Origin of the sequence: Massilia oculi (genome assembly GCF_003143515.1) — a bacterium.
GTDB classification, from domain to species: domain Bacteria; phylum Pseudomonadota; class Gammaproteobacteria; order Burkholderiales; family Burkholderiaceae_D; genus Telluria; species Telluria oculi.
In genome coordinates this window covers 544,042-563,834 of record NZ_CP029343.1, presented here as the reverse complement: position 1 = coordinate 563,834, position 19,793 = coordinate 544,042, and the positions used below count along the sequence as shown (strand labels likewise).

Here is a 19,793-nt window from a genome sequence, read left to right as displayed (position 1 = left end):
AGACTCCTTGTGAGGTTCAATTGACACGATACTGGTCGAGCCTTGCCGGCCCGTGCATTGCGGGGTCGCTGATCGACGGTAGTCCGTTCTCCAGGTGGCCGGCGAAGCGCCGGAACCAGCCGGGCAAGCCGTTCACGCGAAGGCTGTAGTCGTACCAGTGGTGGCTTGCCGCCAGCGGCAGCCTGAGGCTGCTGCGCGAACGCGCCACGACACGCACCTCGACCGGCCTGGCGTTGTAATACTTGTTGGCGGTCAGGACGAAGGTGCATGGCTGCGCGCCGTCGTTGACCAGCTCGATGACCAGGTCACCCGCCTTGCGGTCGGCGCGCAGGATCAGTTCGGGCCCGGCCGCATTGCTGCCGCGGCGAACATCTCCCGCGACGTGACGGTGGAAGCCGTTCGGCCCCAGAATCCAGAGATCGTAGAGCGAAGCGGCGCCCCAGCGGCCCTTCAGCTGCTTGCCCGCCTCGACGGTGTAGCGGCGCGGAACCTGGTCCAGCGCCAGGCGGTCGTAGACATGGAATACCGCACCGGCTTCGCCGGCGTTGTCGAAGGTGAGTTCGACCTGGCCGGCCAGCGCTTGCGCCTGCACCTGGAGTTCGTACGGCAAGGCGCGCGCCGGACGCACCCCGGCTGCCTGCACCGGCGCGGCCAGTGTGGCCGGCATGGCCGGCACCTTGGTGTTGGGCAGGGCCAGGGCCATTGCGCGCCGGGCCGCCGTTTCGGGCAGCAACTGCCCGAATCCGCTGTCGGGCGGGTTCACGAAATCGAAACACGAGAGCAGGTCGCCGCTCACCGCGCGCCGCCATGGGCTGATGAGCGGCTCGCGCACGCCGAAGCGGGCCTCGATGAATCGCACCACGGACGAATGGTCAAAGACCTGGGAATTCACCCAGCCACCCTTGGACCAGGGCGAGATGACGTACATCGGCACGCGCGGCCCGAACCCGTAAGGGCGGTGCAGCGTGCGTGGATCGGCGCCGTTCAGCACATGGTGGTATTCACCAAGCGTGTCGACTGTCGACGCGCCGGCCAGGCGCGCCTGGGCCGGGTCGGCGCTATAGGCCGTGTAGGCCGGGACCGAGGGAGGCGGCATGTGGTCGAAGAAGCCGTCGTTCTCGTCGAAGTTGACGAGGAACACCGTCTTGCTCCAGCTCTCGGGATTGGCCGTCAGCGCGTCCAGCACGCGCGCGATATAGTCGGCGCCGGAGGCGGGGCTGGACGGGCCGGGGTGTTCGGATCCTTCCGCGGTGGCCACGATCCAGCTCACCTGCGGCAGGCGGTTGGCCAGCACGTCGGCCTTGAGCAGGTCGAGGTCGCGCGTGCTGATGCCGCGCTCGCGCAGCGCCTGTGAAGCGCCGGGGCGCCCGTACCAGGCGTTGCGGAAGCTGCGGAATCCGGCCAGCGGATTGTCGGTAAAGTTGTCCGCCATGTTCTGGTACACCTGCCAGCTGATGCCGGCGGCCTGCAGGCGTTCGGGATAGGTAATCCAGCGATAGTCGGTGGACGGGTCCTGGTTGAAGTTGTCGCGGCTGTTGTCGGTCGACGGGCCGCCCGCCACGGCCAGCGGATCGTTATGGCCGGTAAACAGGAACAGGCGGTTGGTATTGGTGCCGGTCTGCGTGGCGCAATGATAGTGGTCGCAGATCGTGAAGGCGCGCGCCAGCGCGAACTGGAACGGCAGGTCGGCCTCGGCGTAATAGCCCATCGAGTGATTCTGCTTGGCCGCGCACCAGTCGTTCATGCGTCCACTGTCCCAGGCCAGTTGCGCGTCGAGCCAGGCGTGCGGCGTGCCAGCCACCCGGATGACGGGAAAGTCCTGCACCGTGTTGAGCCGGAATGGCGCGATGGCGCGGCTTTGCGGCCAGTCGGGCCGGCCGGGCACCGGCGCGCCGCCGACGCTTTTCTGGACGAAGACCGACTTGCGGCTGAAAAGGTTTTGCCGGTCGACGACGGGGATTGGGAACGGATCCCCGAAGCCGCGCACGCCTTCCATGGTGCCGAAATAATGGTCGAAGCTGCGGTTTTCCTGCGTCAGCACGACGATGTGCTCGACGTCCTGCAGGCTGCGGGTGCGCTGGTTGGCGGGCAGGGCGAGGGCGCGCTGGATGGCGGGAGGGAAGGTGGCCAGCACTGCGCTGGCGCCGCCCGTCTGCGCCACCGTGCGGAGAAAGTCGCGACGGCTCATGGGCGCACCTGCATGATGAGCGGGGCAAAGTCGTGTGGTTGCATTGGATTGATCCGGTCGGTTGGATGGATGGCAAAGAAACACGTACAGCGCCGGCCAGCTTACGTATCGATGATGAAGTGTTGATGACAACATAACGCTGAGTGCGCGAATCCATTATGTTGAAAACAATTCTTGGTCTCAGCGGTGTGCAGCTTGTGCCTGGTGATCGGTTAGGGTATGTTGGACACGCGTGCCGGTCCGCATGCGGCGAGCGTCTAACGTTCGCCGCAATATCCCCTGCTATTTTCATGACGATAGAATTGTTGCTGGCAGCAGCCAGAAGTTTCTTGTTTGTATTGGTCACCATGCTGCCGATCCTGAATCCGGCCGCCACCGCACCGATCTTCCTGAGCATGACCGAGGGCGCATCGCCCGCAACCCGCACGCTGCTGGCGCGCCGCATCGCGCGCAATATGTTCTGGCTGATGACGGGGTCGATGCTCATCGGCTCTTATGTGCTCGACTTCTTCGGCATCTCGCTGCCCATCGTGCGGGTCGGCGGGGGGCTCATTCTCGCCTCGGTGGCCTGGCGCCTGCTGGGAGCGACGCCTTCCTCGCTGGACAGCCGGACCGCGCTGGCCGAGGCCTACACACCGGACCACGCCCACCGGCAGGCCTTTTATCCATTGACCTTCCCGATCAGCTGCGGCCCGGCCTCGATCGCGGTGGCGATCACGGTGGGCGTCGCGCTGCACGACGTGCAGATCGTGTTCTCGCTGGCGCGCATGGGCGGCGCCTTGATGGCGCTGGCGGTCATCGGTGTGCTGATCTATCTCGCGTTTCGTTACGGCGAACATTTGCTGCGGCTGATCGGCGAGGCCGGGACCGCCGTCTTCCTGCGCCTGACCGCCTTCATCCTGCTGTGCCTTGGCGTGCAGATCGTCTGGGACGGCCTGCGCGAACTGCTGCTCGAGGTGATGTCGGTGCCGGTGCACCTGGCCACGGTCCGGACGATCCTGGGCGCCGGATAGAATTGGTGAGCGTACGCGCTGGCCGGCTCGCTATACTGCTGGTCGATGACCAGCCTCTCCTATCCATTACCGCCGACTGCCGGCACGCGCAATGAGCGCCTTGCCGGTGTTGGCGTCACGCTGGCGGTCCACCTGGCGCTGATTCTGGCCTGGCAGATGGCCGGGGGATTGCCGTCGATGCCGCAAGAAGGTAGCGACGAAGCGATGCAATGGTTGACCCTGCCGACGCCGACGCCGGCGCCGCGCGTCGAACCAGCTGCGCCTGAACCGGTGAAGGAAGTGCGGCCCGCATTGGATGCTGCTCCAGCGCGGGCAACCCGCACCATTGCCGCCCCGGTGTCGCCAGTGCAGGAAGCGCCATCGGCAGCGCCGGCACCGACGGCTGCGGACGAGCAGCCCGCCCGGTCGCCAGCCGCCGTGGACATCCTCGCCAATGCGCGGCGCAGCGTCGGAGAGATCGACCGCGCCCTGCGCAAGGAAAACAAGCCCGTGATCGTCCTGCCGCCGGATAGCCCGCAGATCCGCATGCGAGAGGGCATGGAGCAGGCCCGCGCCATTGCGGCGCCGCGTCTGTGGGAAGCGCCCAAGGTCGAGGAACTGGTGAACAATACTGGCGACGGCGCGCGACGCACGCGGGTGATCACCGGGAGGGGTACCTACTGTGTCACCGACAGGGCGCCGACGACCAATGTCGAGATGATCGAGATGCATGGCCGGCAGCGCTTCACCAACTGTCCGACGCATGAAACGCCGGCCAAGCAGCAAGTCTGGCGCACCGCGCGCGATTAGCATCGCTTCGTCAACAGGAAATAAGGAGTTCTATGTTCACAGGCCAGTTGATTCTGGTTTTCTCGTTCGTGACGACGTTTGCGCTGACGGCTTATCTGGCCAGTGGTGCCAAATCGCACAGTCGCCCCGGGCGGTTCTTTATTGCCGCGCTCGTGATGATTGTGATCGGCTACGGCTTCAGCCTGGCGAACAATTCCCGGAATGCCTCAATCGTCAAGATGGAAAACTCTGCTCGTTCCCTGGACCAGAAGATCGAAAATTTGGAAAGCGCCGCGCGCGCCAAGTCGAAGGATGTTCTCCCGGCCGACAGGCAAAGAATCCAAGAATGGAGGCGCCAATCGGGTCAGCTGACCGAATCGGCCACGAAGATACGCAGCGCCACAGCGCATCTGGATCACAGAGCGACGTTACTTCAGCTGGTCGCGGGCGCGTTTGCCGGCGCACTGGCCAGTGCAGCTATCACCAACCGGGCGAAGGCGCAGCATGATGCCAGCGTCCATGCGGCGATGGACCAACATTTCCGCGCACTCTCGGATTCGGCGAAACGGTTATCAGACGATATTCGAATCCATGTATCGACGAGTAACGTCGATACGAGCGTTCACGCGGAAATTACGCGCAAATCAGCGAAACTCGCCGTGCTGGTAAGAGAACTTGAGCTGCTCTCTGCGGAGCTGGGGCGTCGAGAGCTGGAGAATTTCGTCATGCTGGGCGGTAGTGACTGATCCCCGAGGCTCGATCTCCCATTCAGACACCGGGTCCTTCGCCTGCCCGCCGCAGCCACAGGCTGCTGGCCCAGCCCTCGACCGCCTTGCCATCGACCGTCGCACGCACCTGCCACCAGTCGCCTTCGCGCAAGCCGGTCGCTTCCACCCGCGCGCCGGCCGGCACCACCAGCAGCCGTTCAGCGCCGACGCCGCCCGCCACACGCAGGTTGAGCGCATCGTGCACGCGGTAGCGGGCACCGGCGACCGGCAGATCGATGCCTGCCACCTCCCGCGCCTGTGCCGACTGCACCGGCTCCAGGGCCGGCGCCGAAGTCCCGGACACGGCCAGCAACAGCGTCCCGCCAACCGCGGTCCCGACTCCGAGCACGCCGAGCGCGCGCGCATTCGGCCGCCGCCACCAGGCGCGCGGCGTGAGCCAGGCGCAGGCACACAAGGTCAGCACCAAAGCCACCGCGTAGGCGGCCGCGTGAGTCCAGGTGACCATCGTCGTCAAGCGTCGAAACGCAGCACGTAGTGTCCGGCCACCAGGTGATGGCCAGGCGGGATCACATAGGGTTGATCCTGGGTCGCGCTCTCGATCTGGGCCACCAGGGCCAAATGCTCGTCGAGGTGGTACAGCGCCTGGGTAGGCGACAGGCGCGCGATACGCAGGCCTTCGCTGGAGGCTTCCCAGCTGAAGGCGTTGCGCGACAGGCCAAGACGGTCGGCGCTGGCGGCCGGGGCGCCGTCACCCTGACGCACGAATTGCGGCGTGTCGAGCACGCGCAGCGCGCCCAGCGACGGCATGCCGCGCCCGAAGGTCAGGCGCGTGCCCGCTGCCGCAGGCTGCGACGGGCCTTCCGGCAGCACCAGCAGCGCGCGGTAGCGCTCGGCCAGCTGCTGCTGGACCGCAAGCAGGCGGATGCTGGCGTTGTCGAGCGGCGCGAACTGCGACGGCGCGGCGATGCGCTGGCGGCCGGCCGGAGTGATTGCGTGCAGCTCGTCGGCATCGTCGACCGCGAAGCGGATGACGCTGTCCTTGCCCGGCGCACCGGGCAGCAGCTGGGCGTTCAGGCCGACCTCGAGTTCCTGGGCGCCGGTCTCACGGTAGCGGCTCAGGCGCGGCAGGGCCAGCGCGGCCAGTGTGATGCGGTGGCGCGCAACCGGGGCGTAGGTCGCATCGAGCTCGGTCGTTGGCGTCGGTTTAGTCGCCGGGCTCGGAGCGGCCAGCGGCATCGCGGTCATGTCGGCGGCCAGCGGCGTGGTGGTGCGCGACTTCCATACCGCCGGGCTGCGCTGAGGCTGCGCGCTTGGTGTGGCGGGTGCGGCGCTGGACGTCGGCGCAGGCTGCGGACGGACGGCGGCGCCCGCGCTGGCGCCGACGCGGCTGATTTTCAGGAGCAGGCGCTGGGCGCTGGCGCCCTTGCCGCGCAGGACGTAGTAGCCGTTGGCGGCATCGAAGCGGCATTCGAAACTGTCCTTCGGACGCACCTGCAGTTCGAGCGGGGCGCCTGCGCCGTCGTTTACCAGCAGCAGCCCGCCTTCCGGGCCGAACGGCCAGCCGGGCACCGCGAAGGTGGCGTTGGCGCCGTCCAGGCCGACCAGGGTCAGGCGCTGGTTCGGATAGATGGCGCAGACCGGCTGCCAGATCGCGCTGTCGCGCGAGGCGGTCACCGTGTACTGGACTTGCTCGCCCGGCGCCGGCAGGTAGACGGCGTGGCCGAACTTGACCTGCACTTCGCCCGGATCGAGGTCGTCGCTGCCCAGCACGTGGTAGCGTACTTCGTCGCCGCCGAGCAGGTCGCCGAAATCTTTCTGGTGCAGGGCGGCCAGCGATTGCGCCAGGTCGCGCACGCGCGCGCCGCGGGTCAGGTGACGGTCGTCGTCGACCTCGTCCTGCGGCAGCACCAGGGTTACGTGCGAGAAGCAGCGGGTGGCCGCGCGGCCGCGCTGCTCGCGCGGCGAGCGCTCGAGCAGGTCGCGCAGCAGCGGACGGCGCGAGAACAGCGCGAGGCCAGGCGCCTGCCACAGGGCGTCGGCGTTGAACACATCCTGGACCTTGCCTAGGACTTCGTGTTGGACATAGACCGGCATGATTGACTCTCCTCGTTGAATTGGGTGCTCGCCATGCCGAACGCTAGCAGGGGGCAGATGAAAAACAGCAGGTGCGAGCCGCCCGCGGACAGGAAGCTCATGGGCTGGCCCATGATCGGGAACATGGCGAGGTTGGTGCCCCACGACAGCAGCAGGTGGCCGGCGACGAAGGCCGCGCCGCCGCACAGGGCGAAGCACTGGAAGCGGCCGCTCCAGGCGCGCCGGAAGTCCTTGGCCTCGTTCGAGCAGCGCCAGGCGCCGGCGGCGGCGCGCAGCAGCGCCGCCAGGAACAGCGCTTGCAGGCTCCACAAGGCCAGGCCCGCCGCCAGCCCATGGCGGTGCAGCAGGAAGGAGGGGGCGAAGTCGTCCTGGATCGCGGGAATGGACAGGGCCTCGCCGGCCGCGCCGCCCAGCGCCGCCAGGCCGAGCAACTGGTCGGCGCCCAGCCAGCCGCCCTGCACGATGGCGCGGCTGCCCTGCAGCATCTGCTGGCCGGTGTGAGGGTGAATGGCCGGCTCGCTCCAGACCTGGAAGCGCTCGGGATAGAAGCCGAAGGCGCCGAGCAGGTCGCCGCCGGCGCGCATCGTCACGCCGCCCGCCGCCAGCAGGGCTGCGGCCACGAGGACCGAGGCCAGCGCCGCGCGCCGCCCGTGACTCGCGCACCAGGCCAGCAGCATGGCGCCGCTCCAGACCAGCAGCAGCAGCAGCGGAGAATAATCGTCGACCCGCACCAGGGCCGCGGCGAGCAGGAACACGAACAGCAGCACCGGCGCAGCCATCCGCAGCCAGAAGCGCCAGTCGCGCCGCTCGTGCGCGGCCCCGCCGGCGGCCAGCGCCAGGCAGTGGGCGCTCAACGCGGCCAGGGCGAACTTGGCGAATTCGAAGGGCTGGATGTCGAACACGCCGGTTTCGCCGCCGAAGCACACCTGCAGCAGCAAGCCGCCCAGCGCGAGCGCGGCGCATACCAGCAGCACGCGTTCGGTGACCGGGCGCGACACGGCGCCGCGGGCGAAACACGACAGCAACAGCAGGGCGCCGGGCAGGCCAAGCCCCAGCAGCGCGGTCGTGTTCTGGAAGTGGCGCAGCCAGGCCGTGTCGCTCGCCCCCAGCCCCATCTCGAGCTGCACCAGCAGGCCGGCGCCGAGCAGCAGCACGGCGCTGGATGCCAGCAGCGAGGCGCGGCGCGGATACAGCAGGGTGAGCCAGAGCGTGGCCCATGCCAGCAGCAGGGAGATGGCAGCGCCGGGTGCGCCGACGGTGCGCTGGGTCACCAGCAACAGCATGGCGCTGGCGGCCAGCAGGCTTGCTGCGAAGGGGCGCACGAGCGCCGAATATCCCCTGCGCTGGCGCAGCGATGGCGCGATGCAGGCGAGTCCCATCATCAGGACGAGGCAGGCGGCGGCCCAGGCCAGCGACGGCGGCGCGGGCAGGGCGAGATGGTCGCGTTGCTCCCAGCGCCAGCTCACCGTGGCCGGCAACTGATTCGCGGGCGACGCCGACAGCGCGACCTGGCGCGACGGCGACAGGAGCAAGGTAGCGCCATCCCGCGCGATGGTGAACAGGGTGCGGCCGACGGCGAAGCCGTCCACGTCCGCCAGCGGCAGCTCGCGCTGGGCGGCGTCGATCCAGCCGGCGCCCTGCGAGACCAGCACCGGCTGGGCGCCGCGCGCCGACAGGGCGATGCGACCGTCCTCCTGGCGCAGCAGCAGGGCGTCGCCGGGTTCGATCGCGGCGGCGGCGATGCGGTTGCCGCAGTAGAGCAGACCGCCGAGGCTCAGGGGACGGGCCAGGCTCGCTCCTTGCGGCAGCCAGCGGTTCCAGGCCGCTACCGCGCGCGCCGACAGGCCGGCGTCGGGACAGGCCGGCTGGGGCTGGCCGTCGCGCAGCACGGTGGCGCCGTCGTAGGTCCAGGTCTGCTCGCCATCGTGCAGGGTGACGCGTCCCGCTTCGGCGGAGACCACCTGCAATCGCCGCGCGCCGGCCTGGATGCGCTGGCCGGCCGCGAGCGGCAGGTCGCTGCTGCGCTGGCGCGCATCGCCCCGGCGCAGCACGACGGCTTGCTGCGGTTCGGCGTTGCGCAGCAGCCAGTCGCCGTCACGGTCGCGGCGCAGCACCACCTGGCGCGGCGCCGCGCGCGGCGCGCCCAGTTCCTGGCGGCCCAGCATGGCCGATTCTCCGGGGGCGAGGGTCACTGCGATCCCGGCCGGCGTCCAGGCGGCCGGCGCCCTCATCAAGGCCAGCAGCTGCACGGCGCACAGCAGCGCGAGCAGGGTCGCGGCCAGGGTGGCGCCGAGGGATAGGCGCCTCATGCCGCGCTCCGCAGCGGTTCGGCATTCAGGGCGGAGACGATGTCCGCCAGGCCGCGGCTGATGTCCAGCGCATGGCTCGGACGATCGGCGGGACGCTCGGCCACCAGCGCGCGCAGCAGCGCAAGGCCGGGCGCGGCGGCCGGGCCCAGTCGGCTGGCGAACAGCGCCGCTTCGTCCGGTTGTAGTACAGCTGGCCGGGCCTGGCGCTCGGCCAGCAGGCTGGCCGCCGCGTCGCGCCCGTGCGCCTGCCAGGCCTGGCCGCAGGCGCTGCTGTAGCGCAGCAGGCGCCCGCAGACCAGGTAGTAGAGCAGGGCGCCAAGGGCGAAATAATCGGTGCGCGCCTCGGTGGCGTAGCCGTTGGCGTCGGGGAAGAACTGTTCCGGGGCTTGCCAGTTGGCGGTGCCGGCATAGGTGTGCGCGCGCAGGTCGTCGAGGCGGCGGTTGGTGCCGAAATCGGCCAGCTTGACGCTGTCGTTCGCGCCGTCCAGCAGCAGGTTGCCCGGTTTGAGGTCGAGATAGCGCCAGCCGCTGGCGTGCACCTTGGCCAGCGCCTGGCTGACCTGGCCGATCCAGGCCAGCGCGCGGGCAGGGGCGATCGTGCGCCCCAGCGCCATCTCGCGGGTCAGGTGGCCGGCCAGGTCGCCGTCGAGCAGCTCGAGCGCCATCGCCGGCATGCCGGCGTGCTCGCCGCTGTCGAGCAGGCGCACGATGTGGCGGCCATCCCACGGCGCCAGGCCGCGCAGGAAGGCGATCTCGGTGCTGGCGCTGGCCAGCCAGCGTGCGCGCAGGCCGGTTGGGGCGCGTTCCATCTGTTCCAGGTTGACCAGCTTGAGGGCCACGCAACCGTTGGCCTGCAGGCTGTCGGCGCGCCACACGACGCCATAGGCCGATCCGGCCAGCGCCTCGCGCAAGCGATACTGGCCGCCGGCCAGCGAAACGACGGTGCCTGCTTCGTACATGGTGTCCCCGAACCTGGCGCATGGCGCCGATGTGGGGAACTAGCGGAGGGGAGACGAAAAAAAGCCGCGCGGTGCGCGGCTCATTGGATCGGCGTGGATCAGCGGCCGTGGCCGTAGTGATGACCTCGGCGGTCGTCGCGATCCCAGCGGTCGTGGCGATCCCGACGGTCATGGCGATCATGCCGGTCCCAGCCGCGGCCGCGATTGTCGATGTAGACCGGGCGCGGTTGCACGTACACCGGACGGGGCTGGACATAGACCGGACGGGATTCCACATACACCGGGCGTGGCTGCACGTAGACCGGACGCGGTTGCACATACACGGGGCGCGGCTGCACGTACACCGGTTGCGACTGGTAGTAGCCGTTGTTGTAGCCGTTGTTGTAGCCATTGTGGTGGCCGTAATGACGGCGGTCGTCGCGGGTCTTGATGGAGTTGCCCACCGCCGCGCCGATCACGCCGCCGGCGACGGCGCCGCCGGTGCCGCCGACCGTGTGGCCGACGACGGCGCCGAGCACCGCGCCAACGGCCGTGTTCGTACCACGATCACCGGCCATTGCCGCCGGCGATACCGCGACAGCGGCCAGCAGCACAGCACCAAGGGTTGTCGATTTCAACATGGTCTTTCCTTTTACCCTGGCGGAGATCGGGATGATGACTGCGACACCGGGTATGGACGTACTATATTCCCGACGCCGGATTGTGCCTTTCGTTAATACAGTTTTTTACAACTGCTTCTCAGCCGGTAACATTCCGCCTTGCAAGCAGCGGCAGGCGCCCCATCTAGGAACAACCACCGTCATTCGATCATCACCATGCGCCCGAGCCGTAGCTTCGTCGTCGTCCTCTCCCTGCTGGTCTTGCTGCTTGTCTATATCGGCATGCGCCTGCTGCCCGATCTCGGGCTGGGCCTGGCCGGCAATGCCTTCTCCGTCGTCCTGCTGGGCCTGCTCGGCGCGCTGGTGCCGGTCGGCCTGATGTCGTCCTCGCTGCGCCGGCGGCGCTGGTCGAACCTGGTTGCCTGGCTAGGCTTGCTGTCGATGGGTCTGTTCTCGTCGCTGCTGGTGATTACCTTGCTGCGCGACCTGGTCCTGCTGGCGCTGCTGCCTTTCGGCGCGTTGACGCCGGCGATCGGCTACGGCAGTGCACTGGCCGTGCCGCTGGTGGCGCTGGCCGTGACCGTGGTCGGCTACGTCAACGCGCGGCGGGTAGCGCGGGTGGTGAAGGTCGACGTGCCGATCCGGGACTTGCCGGCCGAGCTGCACGGCTACGCCATCGCCCAGATCTCGGACATCCACGTCGGCCCGACCATCAAGCGGCCCTACCTGAACGCCATCGTCAACAAGGTCAACAAGCTCGGCGCCGACGCCATCGCCGTCACCGGCGACCTGGTCGATGGCAGCGTGCAGCGCCTGGCCATGCATACCGAACCGCTGGCGCGCCTGAAGGCGAGCGACGGCGTGTTCTTTGTCACCGGCAACCACGAATACTATTCCGGCGCGCTGGAGTGGATCGCCGAGGTGCGCCGCCTGGGCCTGACGGTGCTCATGAACGAGCACGTGGTGCGCCGGCGCGGCAATGCCGCCCTCATGATTGCCGGCGTGGCCGATTACACGGCCCATCACTTCCACCCCGAGCACAAGAGCGACCCGCAGCGCGCCGTCCATGGCGCGCCGCCCGGGGTCGGCGTGAAGGTGCTGCTGGCCCACCAGCCGCGCAGCGCGCCCGAAGCGGCAAAGGCCGGCTTCGACTTGCAATTATCGGGCCACACCCACGGCGGCCAGTTCTTCCCATGGAATTTATTCGTACCGTTGCAGCAGCCTTTTGTTGCCGGTCTGAACCGCGTACGCGATATGTGGGTTTATACCAGCCGCGGCACAGGCTACTGGGGACCGCCGAAGCGCTTCGGCGCGCCGTCGGAAATCACGCTGGTGCGCCTGGTGCCGGCCTGAGCAAGGAGCTGCGCCCTTACCGTTTAAATGTACGTACGGCAAAAAACAGGGGCGAAAAGTTGCCGAATGCGCTATCGTTTGAATCCTTTCGAACTAGCAAGGGTTTGCCGCATGAAACGCAGCTTCCGTCTCCACCACCTTCCCGTCATGGGCGTCATCGCCGCCGCGCTGCTGAGCGTCCCGGCCCTGGCCGCCAGCCCCGGCAACGATCCGGCAGCCCTCGCCAGGATTCGCGACACGGCGATGAGCAGCGATTACGCCTGGCAACGTACCGAAGACATGACCGACCTGATCGGTCCGCGCCTGTCCGGTTCGCCCGGCGCGGCCGCCGCGGTGACCCAGCTGGCGGAAGCGATGCGCAAGCTCGGCGCCAAGGTGACCTTGCAACCTGTAAAAGTGCCGCACTGGGTGCGCGGCATCGAGACCGGCGAGCTGGTCGAGTACACAGGTCGTCCGCAGGGCGTGACCCAGCGCGTCGTGCTGTCCGCACTGGGCGGTTCGGGCGCGACCCCGGCCGAGGGACTGGTGGCGCCGGTGCTGGTGCTCAAGAGTTTCGACGAGCTCAAGAGCCGCGCCGCTGAAGTGAAGGGCAAGATCGTCCTGTTCGACGTGGCGTTCGACCAGCACATGGCCGACCGCGGCCTGGCCGGTCATGCCTATGGCCAGGGTTCGGCCTACCGCCGCAACGGCCCGCGCATGGCGGCCGAGCTCGGCGCTGTCGGCGCGCTGGTGCGTTCGGTCGGCGGCGCCGCCTACCGCCTGCCGCATACCGGTTCCTCGGGCCTGCTCGAGAACGCACGCATCCCGGCCGCCGCCGTGACGGCGGAGGACGCGATGCTGATGGCGCGCCTGGCCAAGCGCGGCCCGCTGAGCATGAAGCTCGTGCTGACCCCACAGAACCTGCCGGACGCCGACAGCTTCAATGTGATCGCCGACTTGCCGGGCACCGAGAAACCGGACGAGATCGTGATCGTCTCGGGCCACCTCGATTCCTGGGACCTGTCGCCGGGCGCGCACGACGATGCCGCGGCCGTCGCCAGCGCGATGGCCGTGTTCGAGGTGCTCAAGAAGCTCGACTACCGGCCACGCCGCACCATCCGCTTCGTCGCCTGGATGAACGAAGAGAATGGCCAGCGCGGCGCGGCCGCCTACCTGGCCGCCGAACAGGCCAACGCGGGCAAGCACTTCGGCGCCATCGAAAGCGACAACGGCGTCGGCCGTCCCTTCGGCCTGCGCGCCAGCGTCATGCCGCAGTCGGTCAAGCTGTTCGCGCCGCTGCAAGCGGCAATGCAGCCGATCGGCGCCAATGTGTTCCAACGCCAGGACGTGCTGGCCACCGGCGACCTCGCCGGTCTGGAACGCGCGGGCGTGCCGAGTTTCGCGCCGATCGTCGACACCTCGAGCTATTTCGACTATCACCACACGCCGGCCGACACCCTGGACAAGGTCGATCCGGACATCCTGCGCCGCCACGTGGCGCTGATGACCGCGACCGCCTGGTACCTGGCGAATATGGAGCAGGACATCGGCCGCTCCAGCGTGCCGAAGCCCTGATCCCGGTTCGCCCGCGCCGCCGGCTCAGGCCGCTGTGCTGATGCGCCGGATCGCGCGCGCATGGCCGCGGTAGGGCCGGCCATAGATGGTCTGGATGCCACTCGCGAAATTCTGGCCCCAGACCAGCTGCGCGCGGGTGGCGTGCGGCTCGCTCGACCAGTACCAGTTGCGCTCGAACGATTCGCGCAGGTTCGCGAACAGCAGCGCCAGTTCGCGCCGCGTCGGCAGCGCACCCCCATGGGCGCTCGCCCAGTCCACGGCCGTGGGCCAGCTGACGTCGGCGGAGTCGCCTGGCAGCAGGACCAGGTGGTAGTCGGGTTCGTCCTTGCCCAAGATCAGACCGGCATATTCTTCGCCGTCTTGCAGCAATCCCCGGATTTGCATGTATTCGCCCATTGAAATCTCCTCGCGTTAAGTAGCCGTGGGATAAGACTGCTGAGCGCGACTTTTGGTTTCGTGTTGGGTTCGATTTAGATCATGGTCGCGTCTAATTTCTAAGGAGAAGGATCGCCCCGGTCCGCACAGACGCTACCCGCAGCACTGCTGCCGTCGCCTGGCTGGCCGCCGCCATGTCCGCCGTCGCCGCCATCCGGACCGCCCCGAGCAACTATCTGCGCGTCCTTGCCATTTCTCTCTGCAAACTCGTCCGCTGGCGCGCTACATGGGGACAATCCAAGGCGAGTATTCGATTTCTATAGGGAAATTGTTCTTGGAGATTTATTACTTCAAGAAAAATTTCTCTAAAAAAGTTGAACTTAGGAAGTTTCCCAAGCTCAAAGGGTTGCATTCATTATTTGGGGTAAGACACATTCATGCAGACCTTCGCCACCTTCGCTTCGATCCGTACCAACGTCACCCACGCCGCTGCCGCTGTCGCTTTGCTAGCCGCCGCCATGTCGGCCAACGCCGCAACGATCCCGACCACCCCGAACAATTTCTACGTCTCGCCAACCGGCTCGGACACCGCCGCCGGCACCAAGGCCGCACCATTCAAGACGCTGGCACGCGCCGCCAAAGCAGCAACCAAGGCCGGCACGACTGTGTTCGTTGCGCCGGGCACCTATGCCGGCGGTATCAGGACGACCGCCAGCGGTACGGCAAGCAACCGCATCTACTGGGTGTCGACCACCAAGTGGGGCGCCAAGATCGTGCCACCTGCCAATTCGACCAACAAGACCGCCTGGGACAACCGGGGCAACTACGTCAGCATCATCGGTTTCGACGTCGACGGCAGCAAGATCGGCACCGGCACCAAATGGGTGCTCGGCATCTACACCGGCGGTTCGTACAACGTCATCGAGGGCAATCGCGTGCACCACATGGCGACGACCATCCCGTGCAATAGCGCCGGCGGCTCGGCGATCGGCGTCGACAGCTATTACAAGGGCGTCAAGGGCGATGTGATCGGCAACGTCGTGCACGATATCGGCCCGGCCGGCTGCACCTACGTCCAGGGCATCTATCACAGCACTTCGGGCACGATCAAGAACAACATCGTCTACCGCGTGGGCTCGGCGGCGATCCACCTGTGGCACGATGCGACCGACCTGCAGATCGTCAACAACACGGTGAGCTCGTCTGTGTTCGGCATCATCGTCGGCGGCGGCGACTTCTACTTCACGAAGGCAGGCGCCAACAACGTCCACGTGCACAACAACATCGTCTACGACAACAAGTACGGCATCTCGGAACAAGGGACCACCGGCAAGGGCAACACGTATAAAAACAACCTGGTCACCAGGAACACGACCTACAACTTCCGGCTGCGTAACGGCCTGACCCATACGGGCACCATCAGCTCGGAACCGCTGTTCGCCGGTTACTCGCGCACCGCCGCAATGCCGAATTACAAGCTGTCGACCAGCTCGCCAGCGATCGGCCGCGGTCTCGCCACCTACGCGCCGAAGACCGACATCGACGGCAAGGCACGCGGCACCGCCATCGATCTCGGCGCTTACCAGCGCTAAGCAGCACTCAGCACCACCCAGCAGCACCCGGCACTACCCAGCAGCACCCCGGCAGTACCGACCCGGACCGAAGCCAGCCCCGGCCAGCTTTGTCCGGCGTCACCCGCGCCAGCGCCAGCTGGCAGATCTCGTGGACGGGCGCCTGCGCCCCGTCCGCTCCGACACATCAGGAGAAGCCCACGCCTCGCGTGGACAGTCGCGCCCTGTGCGTGGCCCCTCCGTTGCCCGGTCATTTTTCCGGACTAGAAGGAAACCCTTAGATGAAAAGCAGCACCATGATCGCCTCGCACCTCCGCACCAATATGACCCGTGTCGCCGCCGCAGCAACCTTGCTGCTGGCCGCTACCGCATCGGTCCACGCCGCTACAGCCCCGCAAAGTGCGGCGCCAGCCGCCACTGCCGCTGCCTCGGCCCAGGAACAAGTGCGTCAGCTGTACCTGACCCTTCTCGGCCGTGAGCCGGATGCGGGCGGCCTGCAGTACTGGACCCAGGCAATGAGCCGCGGCGTCAGTCTCGTGAGCGTCGAAGCGGAGATCAAGCGCAGCGCCGAGTACACCAAGCGTCATCCAGGCCCTGTCGCCGGCCCGAGCACGATCCCGGCCACGCCGTACAACTACTACGTCTCGCCGAACGGTTCGGACAGCGCCGCCGGCACCAAGGCCGCGCCGTTCAAGACGCTGGCACGCGCCGCCAAAGCAGCAACCAAGGCCGGCACGACCGTGTTCGTGGCGCCGGGCACCTATGCCGGCGGCATCAGGACCACCGCCAGCGGTACGGCAAGCAACCGCATCTACTGGGTGTCGACCACCAAGTGGGGCGCCAAGATCGTGCCACCTGCCAATTCGACCAACAAGACCGCCTGGGACAACCGGGGCAACTACGTCAGCATCATCGGTTTCGACGTCGACGGCAGCAAGATCGGCACCGGCACCAAATGGGTGCTCGGGATCTACACCGGCGGTTCGTACAACGTCATCGAGGGCAACCGCGTGCACCACATGGCGACGACCATCCCGTGCAATAGCGCCGGCGGCTCGGCGATCGGCGTCGACAGCTATTACAAGGGCGTCAAGGGCGATGTGATCGGCAACGTCGTGCACGATATCGGCCCGGCCGGCTGCACCTACGTCCAGGGCATCTATCACAGCACTTCGGGCACGATCAAGAACAACATCGTCTACCGCGTGGGCTCGGCGGCGATCCACCTGTGGCACGATGCGACCGACCTGCAGATCGTCAACAACACGGTGAGCTCGTCGGTGTTCGGCATCATCGTCGGCGGTGGCGACTTCTACTTCACGAGGGCAGGCGCCAACAACGTCCACGTGCACAACAACATCGTCTACGACAACAAGTACGGCATCTCGGAGCAAGGGACCACCGGCAAGGGCAACACGTATAAAAACAACCTGGTCACCAAGAACACGACCTACAACTTCCGGCTGCGTAACGGCCTGACCCATACGGGCACCATCAGCTCGGAACCGCTGTTCGCCGGTTACTCGCGCACCGCGGCAACCCCGGACTACAAGCTGTCGACCAGCTCGCCAGCGATCGGCCGCGGCCTCGCCACCTACGCGCCGAAGACCGACATCGACGGCAAGGCGCGTGGCAGCAGCATCGACCTGGGCGCATACCAGCGATAACAGCTGGTGATGGCGGCATGGCCGCGAGGCGAATGGCCCGGACGTGCGAGCGTCCGGGCCACTTTTTCTATGGCGCTGTCATCGTTATCTGTTGATGACCTTGAACGCGATACGCAGCAATTGCTCGACGGAAGGGACCCTTCCACCATCAATCGCCCAATGCCAGCCAAGGTAGTTGGGTAGCCAGCGCGACGCCACGCCATGGAAGCGCGCCAGCCATTCCTTGAAGCGCCGATGATAAGCGTTCACATGTTGAACATGGATCGCGCCCTCGACGCCGCTGCGCACCCGTTCACCGGCACTGAGATTGACGGCCTGGTGCGCAATGCCATGCGATTGGGCGAAGGCGCGATAGGCGGCGTTGGCGTCGGTGACCAGCAGCGCCTGGGGATCGAGTTTCGGCGGCAGGTGCTTGAACAGTTGGGTCACCGTAAGGGCGCCGCGGCCGGTGACGGCATCGATGGTCTGTCCGCTGCGGTCGCGCGCCACCAGGATGCAGTCGAGGTGACGTGAAATGCCGCGCAGGGCGGCCCTGCCACCGCGTTTGCGCGCAGGGCGATCGAGCTTGCGCGACCCCTTCTGCGATTCGAGCAGGAGCATCTCGTCGGCCTCGACGATGCCGGCCAGGCGCTCGGGCCGGTCGTCCTTGACCCGCTCGAGGAAGCGGTGGCGCCAGCGAAAGGTCGTGTTCCGATGCACGCCTACTCGCTTGGCCGCAGAACGCACCGTGCGGGCATCGAGCACCGTGTCCAGGTAATCGAGCCACTTGTCCTTGTGCCTGAGCCGCGCCAGCGGCGTGCCGGTCAGGTCGTTGAAGGTGCGGCCGCATGCGCAGCAGCGAAAGCGTTGCAAGTCGTTGGCCCGGCCATGGCGGTGACAACGCTCGCAGCCGCAATCCGGGCAGCAGCGCTTCTTTGACCGGATCTCGCCGATGAGGGCGATCACTCGGTCGAGCCCGGCTGCCGGATGCAGGACGGCGAGCACCTGCTGGCGCTGCGGCTGGTTCAGCAGCGGCAACCCGGTGAACAGCTTCGCAAACTCCGGCGCTTTCATTGCGCGCTCCCGATCGATGACGACCGGGGTTGGACCGCGGGTCAGCTCAGCAGTTCAATGCTCATCCATATCTAACGGGTACAGCGCCTTTTTATTCGGATTCGGTATCGACCGGTTGCACGACCTCTGGACCGCCGAGCCCGGCCCGGTTGAGCAGGGTGCTGACCGCGTGCCACTCGAACGCGTCCGAGGGCAGGGCGGCGCGGCGCGCGAACGCCAGCGCTTCCTCGCTCGAGAGCGCAGGATCGAGCCAGGTCTCGGCATCCAGCGCATCCAGCACCACCGGCCGCCGGTCGTGGATGTCGAGCATGCCTCCCGAGGCATCGTCGGTCACGAGCACGAAGCCGGCCTCGGCGCGGTGTTCGGTAAAACCGCCGAAATTGGCCAGGGCCAGCATGAATAGCGGCGCGCCGTCCCGGCGGTGGATGTGCCAGGGTTGTTTATGGCCTTTTTCTCCGGTCCACTCGTACCAGCCCTGGGCCGGCACCAGCGCCCGACCCGACTTGAGCAGGCCGCGCCAATAGCGGTTGGTGAGCTTGTCCATGCGCGCATTGATCGTCACCGGCACCTTGCCCTTGGCCCAGCGCGCCTGGTAGCTCCAGTACACGTCGTCCACCCGCCGCTCGCCATCCTGGATGTGCAGCAGCGGCCGGTAGGTGCCGGGCGGCACGTTGTAGGCGGGCGTGGCTTCGCTGTCATACACCGCGTCGAGCCAGCCGAGCGCGCTGGCGTAGTTGCGAGCCGTCTGGCTCTGGTCGAATCGTCCACACATGGATCGATACTAGCGCAAGCCGCATGAAGGCAGCACGCGGCAGCGCGCGAGGCGTGTGGCGTTTGGCCGCACCGTCCGGCAATGGTATGCTCCGGGATCATATGATTGACGAGGAGCAGGTATGGCAGCAGGCTGGTGGACCGTATTGAAGACCGTCCCTTGGAGCGAGGTGATCAGCGCCGCGCCGCAGGTGGCGACCGGCGCGCGCCGCCTGTGGGACACGGTCAATCGCAAACCGGGGTCGGTGGACCCGGCGACCGGCCTGAGTCCCGAGATGGCCGCGCAAGAAGACGACATCATCGGCCTCCTGATCGCGCGTTCAGAACAGAACGATGCGGAGCTGAACGATTTGCGCAACCAGATGCGCGCGGCCTCCGAGCTGATCGCCAACCTGGCCGACCAGAATGCCCAGCTGATCGCCAAGATGGACGTGCAGCGCCAGAAGATCACCTGGCTCGGCGTGACCGCCGGCCTGTCCGGGCTGCTGGCCGTGGTGGCACTGATCCTGGTGGCAGTGCGGACCTAGATGAAATGAAACTGGTACTGATCTGCGCGACACTGTTCATCTTCATTTCGATGCTGCTGAACGGTGCGCGCCAACGCGGCAAGCTCAACGAGAGCGCCAACCGCGCCGTGACCGGCCTGGCCAATTCGATGCGCATCTTCGTGTTCGGCTTGCTGTTCTTCGTGGCGATCGTCTGCGTGGCGATGGCCTGGCATATGCTGCAGAGCCCGCCTTGACCCCGGCCGGCGTGGGCGCCGGCAATCTTGGTTCTTCCGTTGGTCCGGT

Annotated in this window: 19 protein-coding genes; 10 read left to right on the top strand and 9 right to left on the bottom strand. The window is 67.1% G+C overall.

Going from position 1 to position 19,793, the window contains the following annotated elements; all coding sequences use genetic code 11:
• Positions 1-16 precede the first annotated feature (16 nt).
• The gene (locus tag DIR46_RS02575; RefSeq protein ID WP_109343853.1) at positions 17-2,188 is read right to left on the bottom strand and encodes a phosphocholine-specific phospholipase C; all 2,172 of its coding nucleotides are present in this window, start codon (positions 2,186-2,188) and stop codon (positions 17-19) included.
• Between the two features lie 290 nt (positions 2,189-2,478).
• On the opposite strand from DIR46_RS02575, the gene DIR46_RS02570 reads away from it, so the two are divergent.
• The 3 genes from DIR46_RS02570 to DIR46_RS02560 are packed head-to-tail and all read left to right on the top strand — an operon-like array spanning position 2,479 to position 4,715.
• Positions 2,479-3,201: a MarC family protein gene (locus DIR46_RS02570; RefSeq protein ID WP_109343852.1), complete on the top strand. Its 723-nt coding sequence runs from the start codon at positions 2,479-2,481 to the stop codon at positions 3,199-3,201.
• A 45-nt stretch (positions 3,202-3,246) separates the two neighbouring features.
• Positions 3,247-3,990 carry a hypothetical protein gene (locus DIR46_RS02565; protein WP_109343851.1) on the top strand — a complete coding sequence of 248 codons (744 nt, stop codon included), beginning with the start codon at positions 3,247-3,249 and terminating at the stop codon, positions 3,988-3,990.
• A gap of 32 nt (positions 3,991-4,022) precedes the next feature.
• Positions 4,023-4,715 carry a hypothetical protein gene (locus DIR46_RS02560; RefSeq protein WP_109343850.1) on the top strand — a complete coding sequence of 231 codons (693 nt, stop codon included), beginning with the start codon at positions 4,023-4,025 and terminating at the stop codon, positions 4,713-4,715.
• 22 nt (positions 4,716-4,737) lie between these two features.
• On the opposite strand, the gene DIR46_RS27060 is transcribed toward DIR46_RS02560, so the two are convergent.
• Complete coding sequence (locus DIR46_RS27060) at positions 4,738-4,983, bottom strand: SH3 domain-containing protein (RefSeq protein ID WP_229446462.1); 246 nt, start codon at positions 4,981-4,983, stop codon at positions 4,738-4,740.
• Between DIR46_RS27060 and DIR46_RS27055 the strand changes: the two genes are divergently transcribed.
• Positions 4,973-5,176, top strand: coding sequence for a hypothetical protein (locus DIR46_RS27055; RefSeq protein WP_229446461.1), 204 nt, complete (start codon positions 4,973-4,975; stop codon positions 5,174-5,176). The two genes, DIR46_RS27060 and DIR46_RS27055, sit on opposite strands and share 11 nt — an antisense overlap.
• A 31-nt stretch (positions 5,177-5,207) precedes the next feature.
• Here DIR46_RS27055 and DIR46_RS02550 read toward each other — a convergent pair whose 3' ends face one another.
• The 4 genes from DIR46_RS02550 to DIR46_RS02535 form a co-directional block, all read right to left on the bottom strand.
• A complete protein-coding gene (locus DIR46_RS02550) occupies positions 5,208-6,791 on the bottom strand; it encodes an RAD23 family protein (RefSeq protein WP_109343848.1) in 1,584 nt (527 codons plus the stop codon).
• Positions 6,761-9,100 (bottom strand): FtsW/RodA/SpoVE family cell cycle protein, encoded by a 2,340-nt coding sequence (locus tag DIR46_RS02545; RefSeq protein ID WP_109343847.1) that lies wholly within the window; start codon positions 9,098-9,100, stop codon positions 6,761-6,763. The genes DIR46_RS02550 and DIR46_RS02545 overlap by 31 nt, the downstream gene beginning before the upstream one ends.
• The gene (locus DIR46_RS02540) at positions 9,097-10,059 is read right to left on the bottom strand and encodes a protein kinase domain-containing protein (RefSeq protein ID WP_109343846.1); all 963 of its coding nucleotides are present in this window, start codon (positions 10,057-10,059) and stop codon (positions 9,097-9,099) included. The genes DIR46_RS02545 and DIR46_RS02540 overlap by 4 nt, the downstream gene beginning before the upstream one ends.
• 98 nt (positions 10,060-10,157) lie before the next feature.
• On the bottom strand, positions 10,158-10,679 hold the full coding sequence (locus DIR46_RS02535) for a glycine zipper 2TM domain-containing protein (RefSeq protein ID WP_109343845.1): 522 nt from the start codon (positions 10,677-10,679) through the stop codon (positions 10,158-10,160).
• A 195-nt stretch (positions 10,680-10,874) separates the two neighbouring features.
• Between DIR46_RS02535 and DIR46_RS02530 the strand changes: the two genes are divergently transcribed.
• Together DIR46_RS02530 and DIR46_RS02525 are read left to right on the top strand one after the other, a co-directional pair.
• Positions 10,875-12,011, top strand: a complete 1,137-nt coding sequence (locus tag DIR46_RS02530) for a metallophosphoesterase (protein ID WP_109343844.1) — start codon at positions 10,875-10,877, stop codon at positions 12,009-12,011.
• A gap of 111 nt (positions 12,012-12,122) precedes the next feature.
• Entirely contained in the window at positions 12,123-13,565 is a 1,443-nt protein-coding gene (locus tag DIR46_RS02525; RefSeq protein WP_109343843.1) for a M20/M25/M40 family metallo-hydrolase, read from the top strand.
• A gap of 24 nt (positions 13,566-13,589) precedes the next feature.
• On the opposite strand, the gene DIR46_RS02520 is transcribed toward DIR46_RS02525, so the two are convergent.
• Complete coding sequence (locus DIR46_RS02520) at positions 13,590-13,961, bottom strand: Lcl C-terminal domain-containing protein (protein WP_109343842.1); 372 nt, start codon at positions 13,959-13,961, stop codon at positions 13,590-13,592.
• A 416-nt stretch (positions 13,962-14,377) separates the two neighbouring features.
• Here DIR46_RS02520 and DIR46_RS02515 point away from each other — a divergent pair, with 416 nt between their 5' ends.
• Together DIR46_RS02515 and DIR46_RS02510 are read left to right on the top strand one after the other, a co-directional pair.
• Complete coding sequence (locus DIR46_RS02515; protein ID WP_109343841.1) at positions 14,378-15,532, top strand: right-handed parallel beta-helix repeat-containing protein; 1,155 nt, start codon at positions 14,378-14,380, stop codon at positions 15,530-15,532.
• Positions 15,533-15,792: 260 nt separating this feature from the next.
• Positions 15,793-17,178: a right-handed parallel beta-helix repeat-containing protein gene (locus DIR46_RS02510; protein WP_205289062.1), complete on the top strand. Its 1,386-nt coding sequence runs from the start codon at positions 15,793-15,795 to the stop codon at positions 17,176-17,178.
• A gap of 84 nt (positions 17,179-17,262) precedes the next feature.
• On the opposite strand, the gene DIR46_RS02505 is transcribed toward DIR46_RS02510, so the two are convergent.
• Complete coding sequence (locus tag DIR46_RS02505; protein WP_109343840.1) at positions 17,263-18,231, bottom strand: IS1595 family transposase; 969 nt, start codon at positions 18,229-18,231, stop codon at positions 17,263-17,265.
• Positions 18,232-18,322: 91 nt separating this feature from the next.
• Positions 18,323-19,003, bottom strand: a complete 681-nt coding sequence (locus DIR46_RS02500) for an SOS response-associated peptidase (RefSeq protein WP_109343839.1) — start codon at positions 19,001-19,003, stop codon at positions 18,323-18,325.
• A gap of 121 nt (positions 19,004-19,124) precedes the next feature.
• Here DIR46_RS02500 and DIR46_RS02495 point away from each other — a divergent pair, with 121 nt between their 5' ends.
• Positions 19,125-19,529 (top strand): hypothetical protein, encoded by a 405-nt coding sequence (locus DIR46_RS02495; protein ID WP_109343838.1) that lies wholly within the window; start codon positions 19,125-19,127, stop codon positions 19,527-19,529.
• 5 nt (positions 19,530-19,534) lie between these two features.
• Positions 19,535-19,744, top strand: a complete 210-nt coding sequence (locus tag DIR46_RS02490; protein WP_109343837.1) for a hypothetical protein — start codon at positions 19,535-19,537, stop codon at positions 19,742-19,744.
• Positions 19,745-19,793: the final 49 nt, after the last annotated feature.

Bases quoted from the DNA above. Each gene is read 5' to 3' on its own strand.
- DIR46_RS02505 (WP_109343840.1), bottom strand. From the start codon at position 18,231: ATGAAAGCGCCGGAGTTTGCGAAGCTGTTCACCGGGTTGCCGCTGCTG.
- DIR46_RS02510 (WP_205289062.1), top strand. From the start codon at position 15,793: ATGAAAAGCAGCACCATGATCGCCTCGCACCTCCGCACCAATATGACC.
- DIR46_RS02570 (WP_109343852.1), top strand. From the start codon at position 2,479: ATGACGATAGAATTGTTGCTGGCAGCAGCCAGAAGTTTCTTGTTTGTA.
- DIR46_RS02560 (WP_109343850.1), top strand. From the start codon at position 4,023: ATGTTCACAGGCCAGTTGATTCTGGTTTTCTCGTTCGTGACGACGTTT.
- DIR46_RS02500 (WP_109343839.1), bottom strand. From the start codon at position 19,003: ATGTGTGGACGATTCGACCAGAGCCAGACGGCTCGCAACTACGCCAGC.
- DIR46_RS02530 (WP_109343844.1), top strand. From the start codon at position 10,875: ATGCGCCCGAGCCGTAGCTTCGTCGTCGTCCTCTCCCTGCTGGTCTTG.
- DIR46_RS02550 (WP_109343848.1), bottom strand. From the start codon at position 6,791: ATGCCGGTCTATGTCCAACACGAAGTCCTAGGCAAGGTCCAGGATGTG.
- DIR46_RS02490 (WP_109343837.1), top strand. From the start codon at position 19,535: ATGAAACTGGTACTGATCTGCGCGACACTGTTCATCTTCATTTCGATG.
- DIR46_RS02565 (WP_109343851.1), top strand. From the start codon at position 3,247: ATGACCAGCCTCTCCTATCCATTACCGCCGACTGCCGGCACGCGCAAT.
- DIR46_RS02525 (WP_109343843.1), top strand. From the start codon at position 12,123: ATGAAACGCAGCTTCCGTCTCCACCACCTTCCCGTCATGGGCGTCATC.
- DIR46_RS02545 (WP_109343847.1), bottom strand. From the start codon at position 9,100: ATGAGGCGCCTATCCCTCGGCGCCACCCTGGCCGCGACCCTGCTCGCG.
- DIR46_RS02535 (WP_109343845.1), bottom strand. From the start codon at position 10,679: ATGTTGAAATCGACAACCCTTGGTGCTGTGCTGCTGGCCGCTGTCGCG.
- DIR46_RS02520 (WP_109343842.1), bottom strand. From the start codon at position 13,961: ATGGGCGAATACATGCAAATCCGGGGATTGCTGCAAGACGGCGAAGAA.
- DIR46_RS27055 (WP_229446461.1), top strand. From the start codon at position 4,973: ATGCCTGCCACCTCCCGCGCCTGTGCCGACTGCACCGGCTCCAGGGCC.
- DIR46_RS02515 (WP_109343841.1), top strand. From the start codon at position 14,378: ATGCAGACCTTCGCCACCTTCGCTTCGATCCGTACCAACGTCACCCAC.
- DIR46_RS02540 (WP_109343846.1), bottom strand. From the start codon at position 10,059: ATGTACGAAGCAGGCACCGTCGTTTCGCTGGCCGGCGGCCAGTATCGC.
- DIR46_RS02495 (WP_109343838.1), top strand. From the start codon at position 19,125: ATGGCAGCAGGCTGGTGGACCGTATTGAAGACCGTCCCTTGGAGCGAG.
- DIR46_RS02575 (WP_109343853.1), bottom strand. From the start codon at position 2,188: ATGAGCCGTCGCGACTTTCTCCGCACGGTGGCGCAGACGGGCGGCGCC.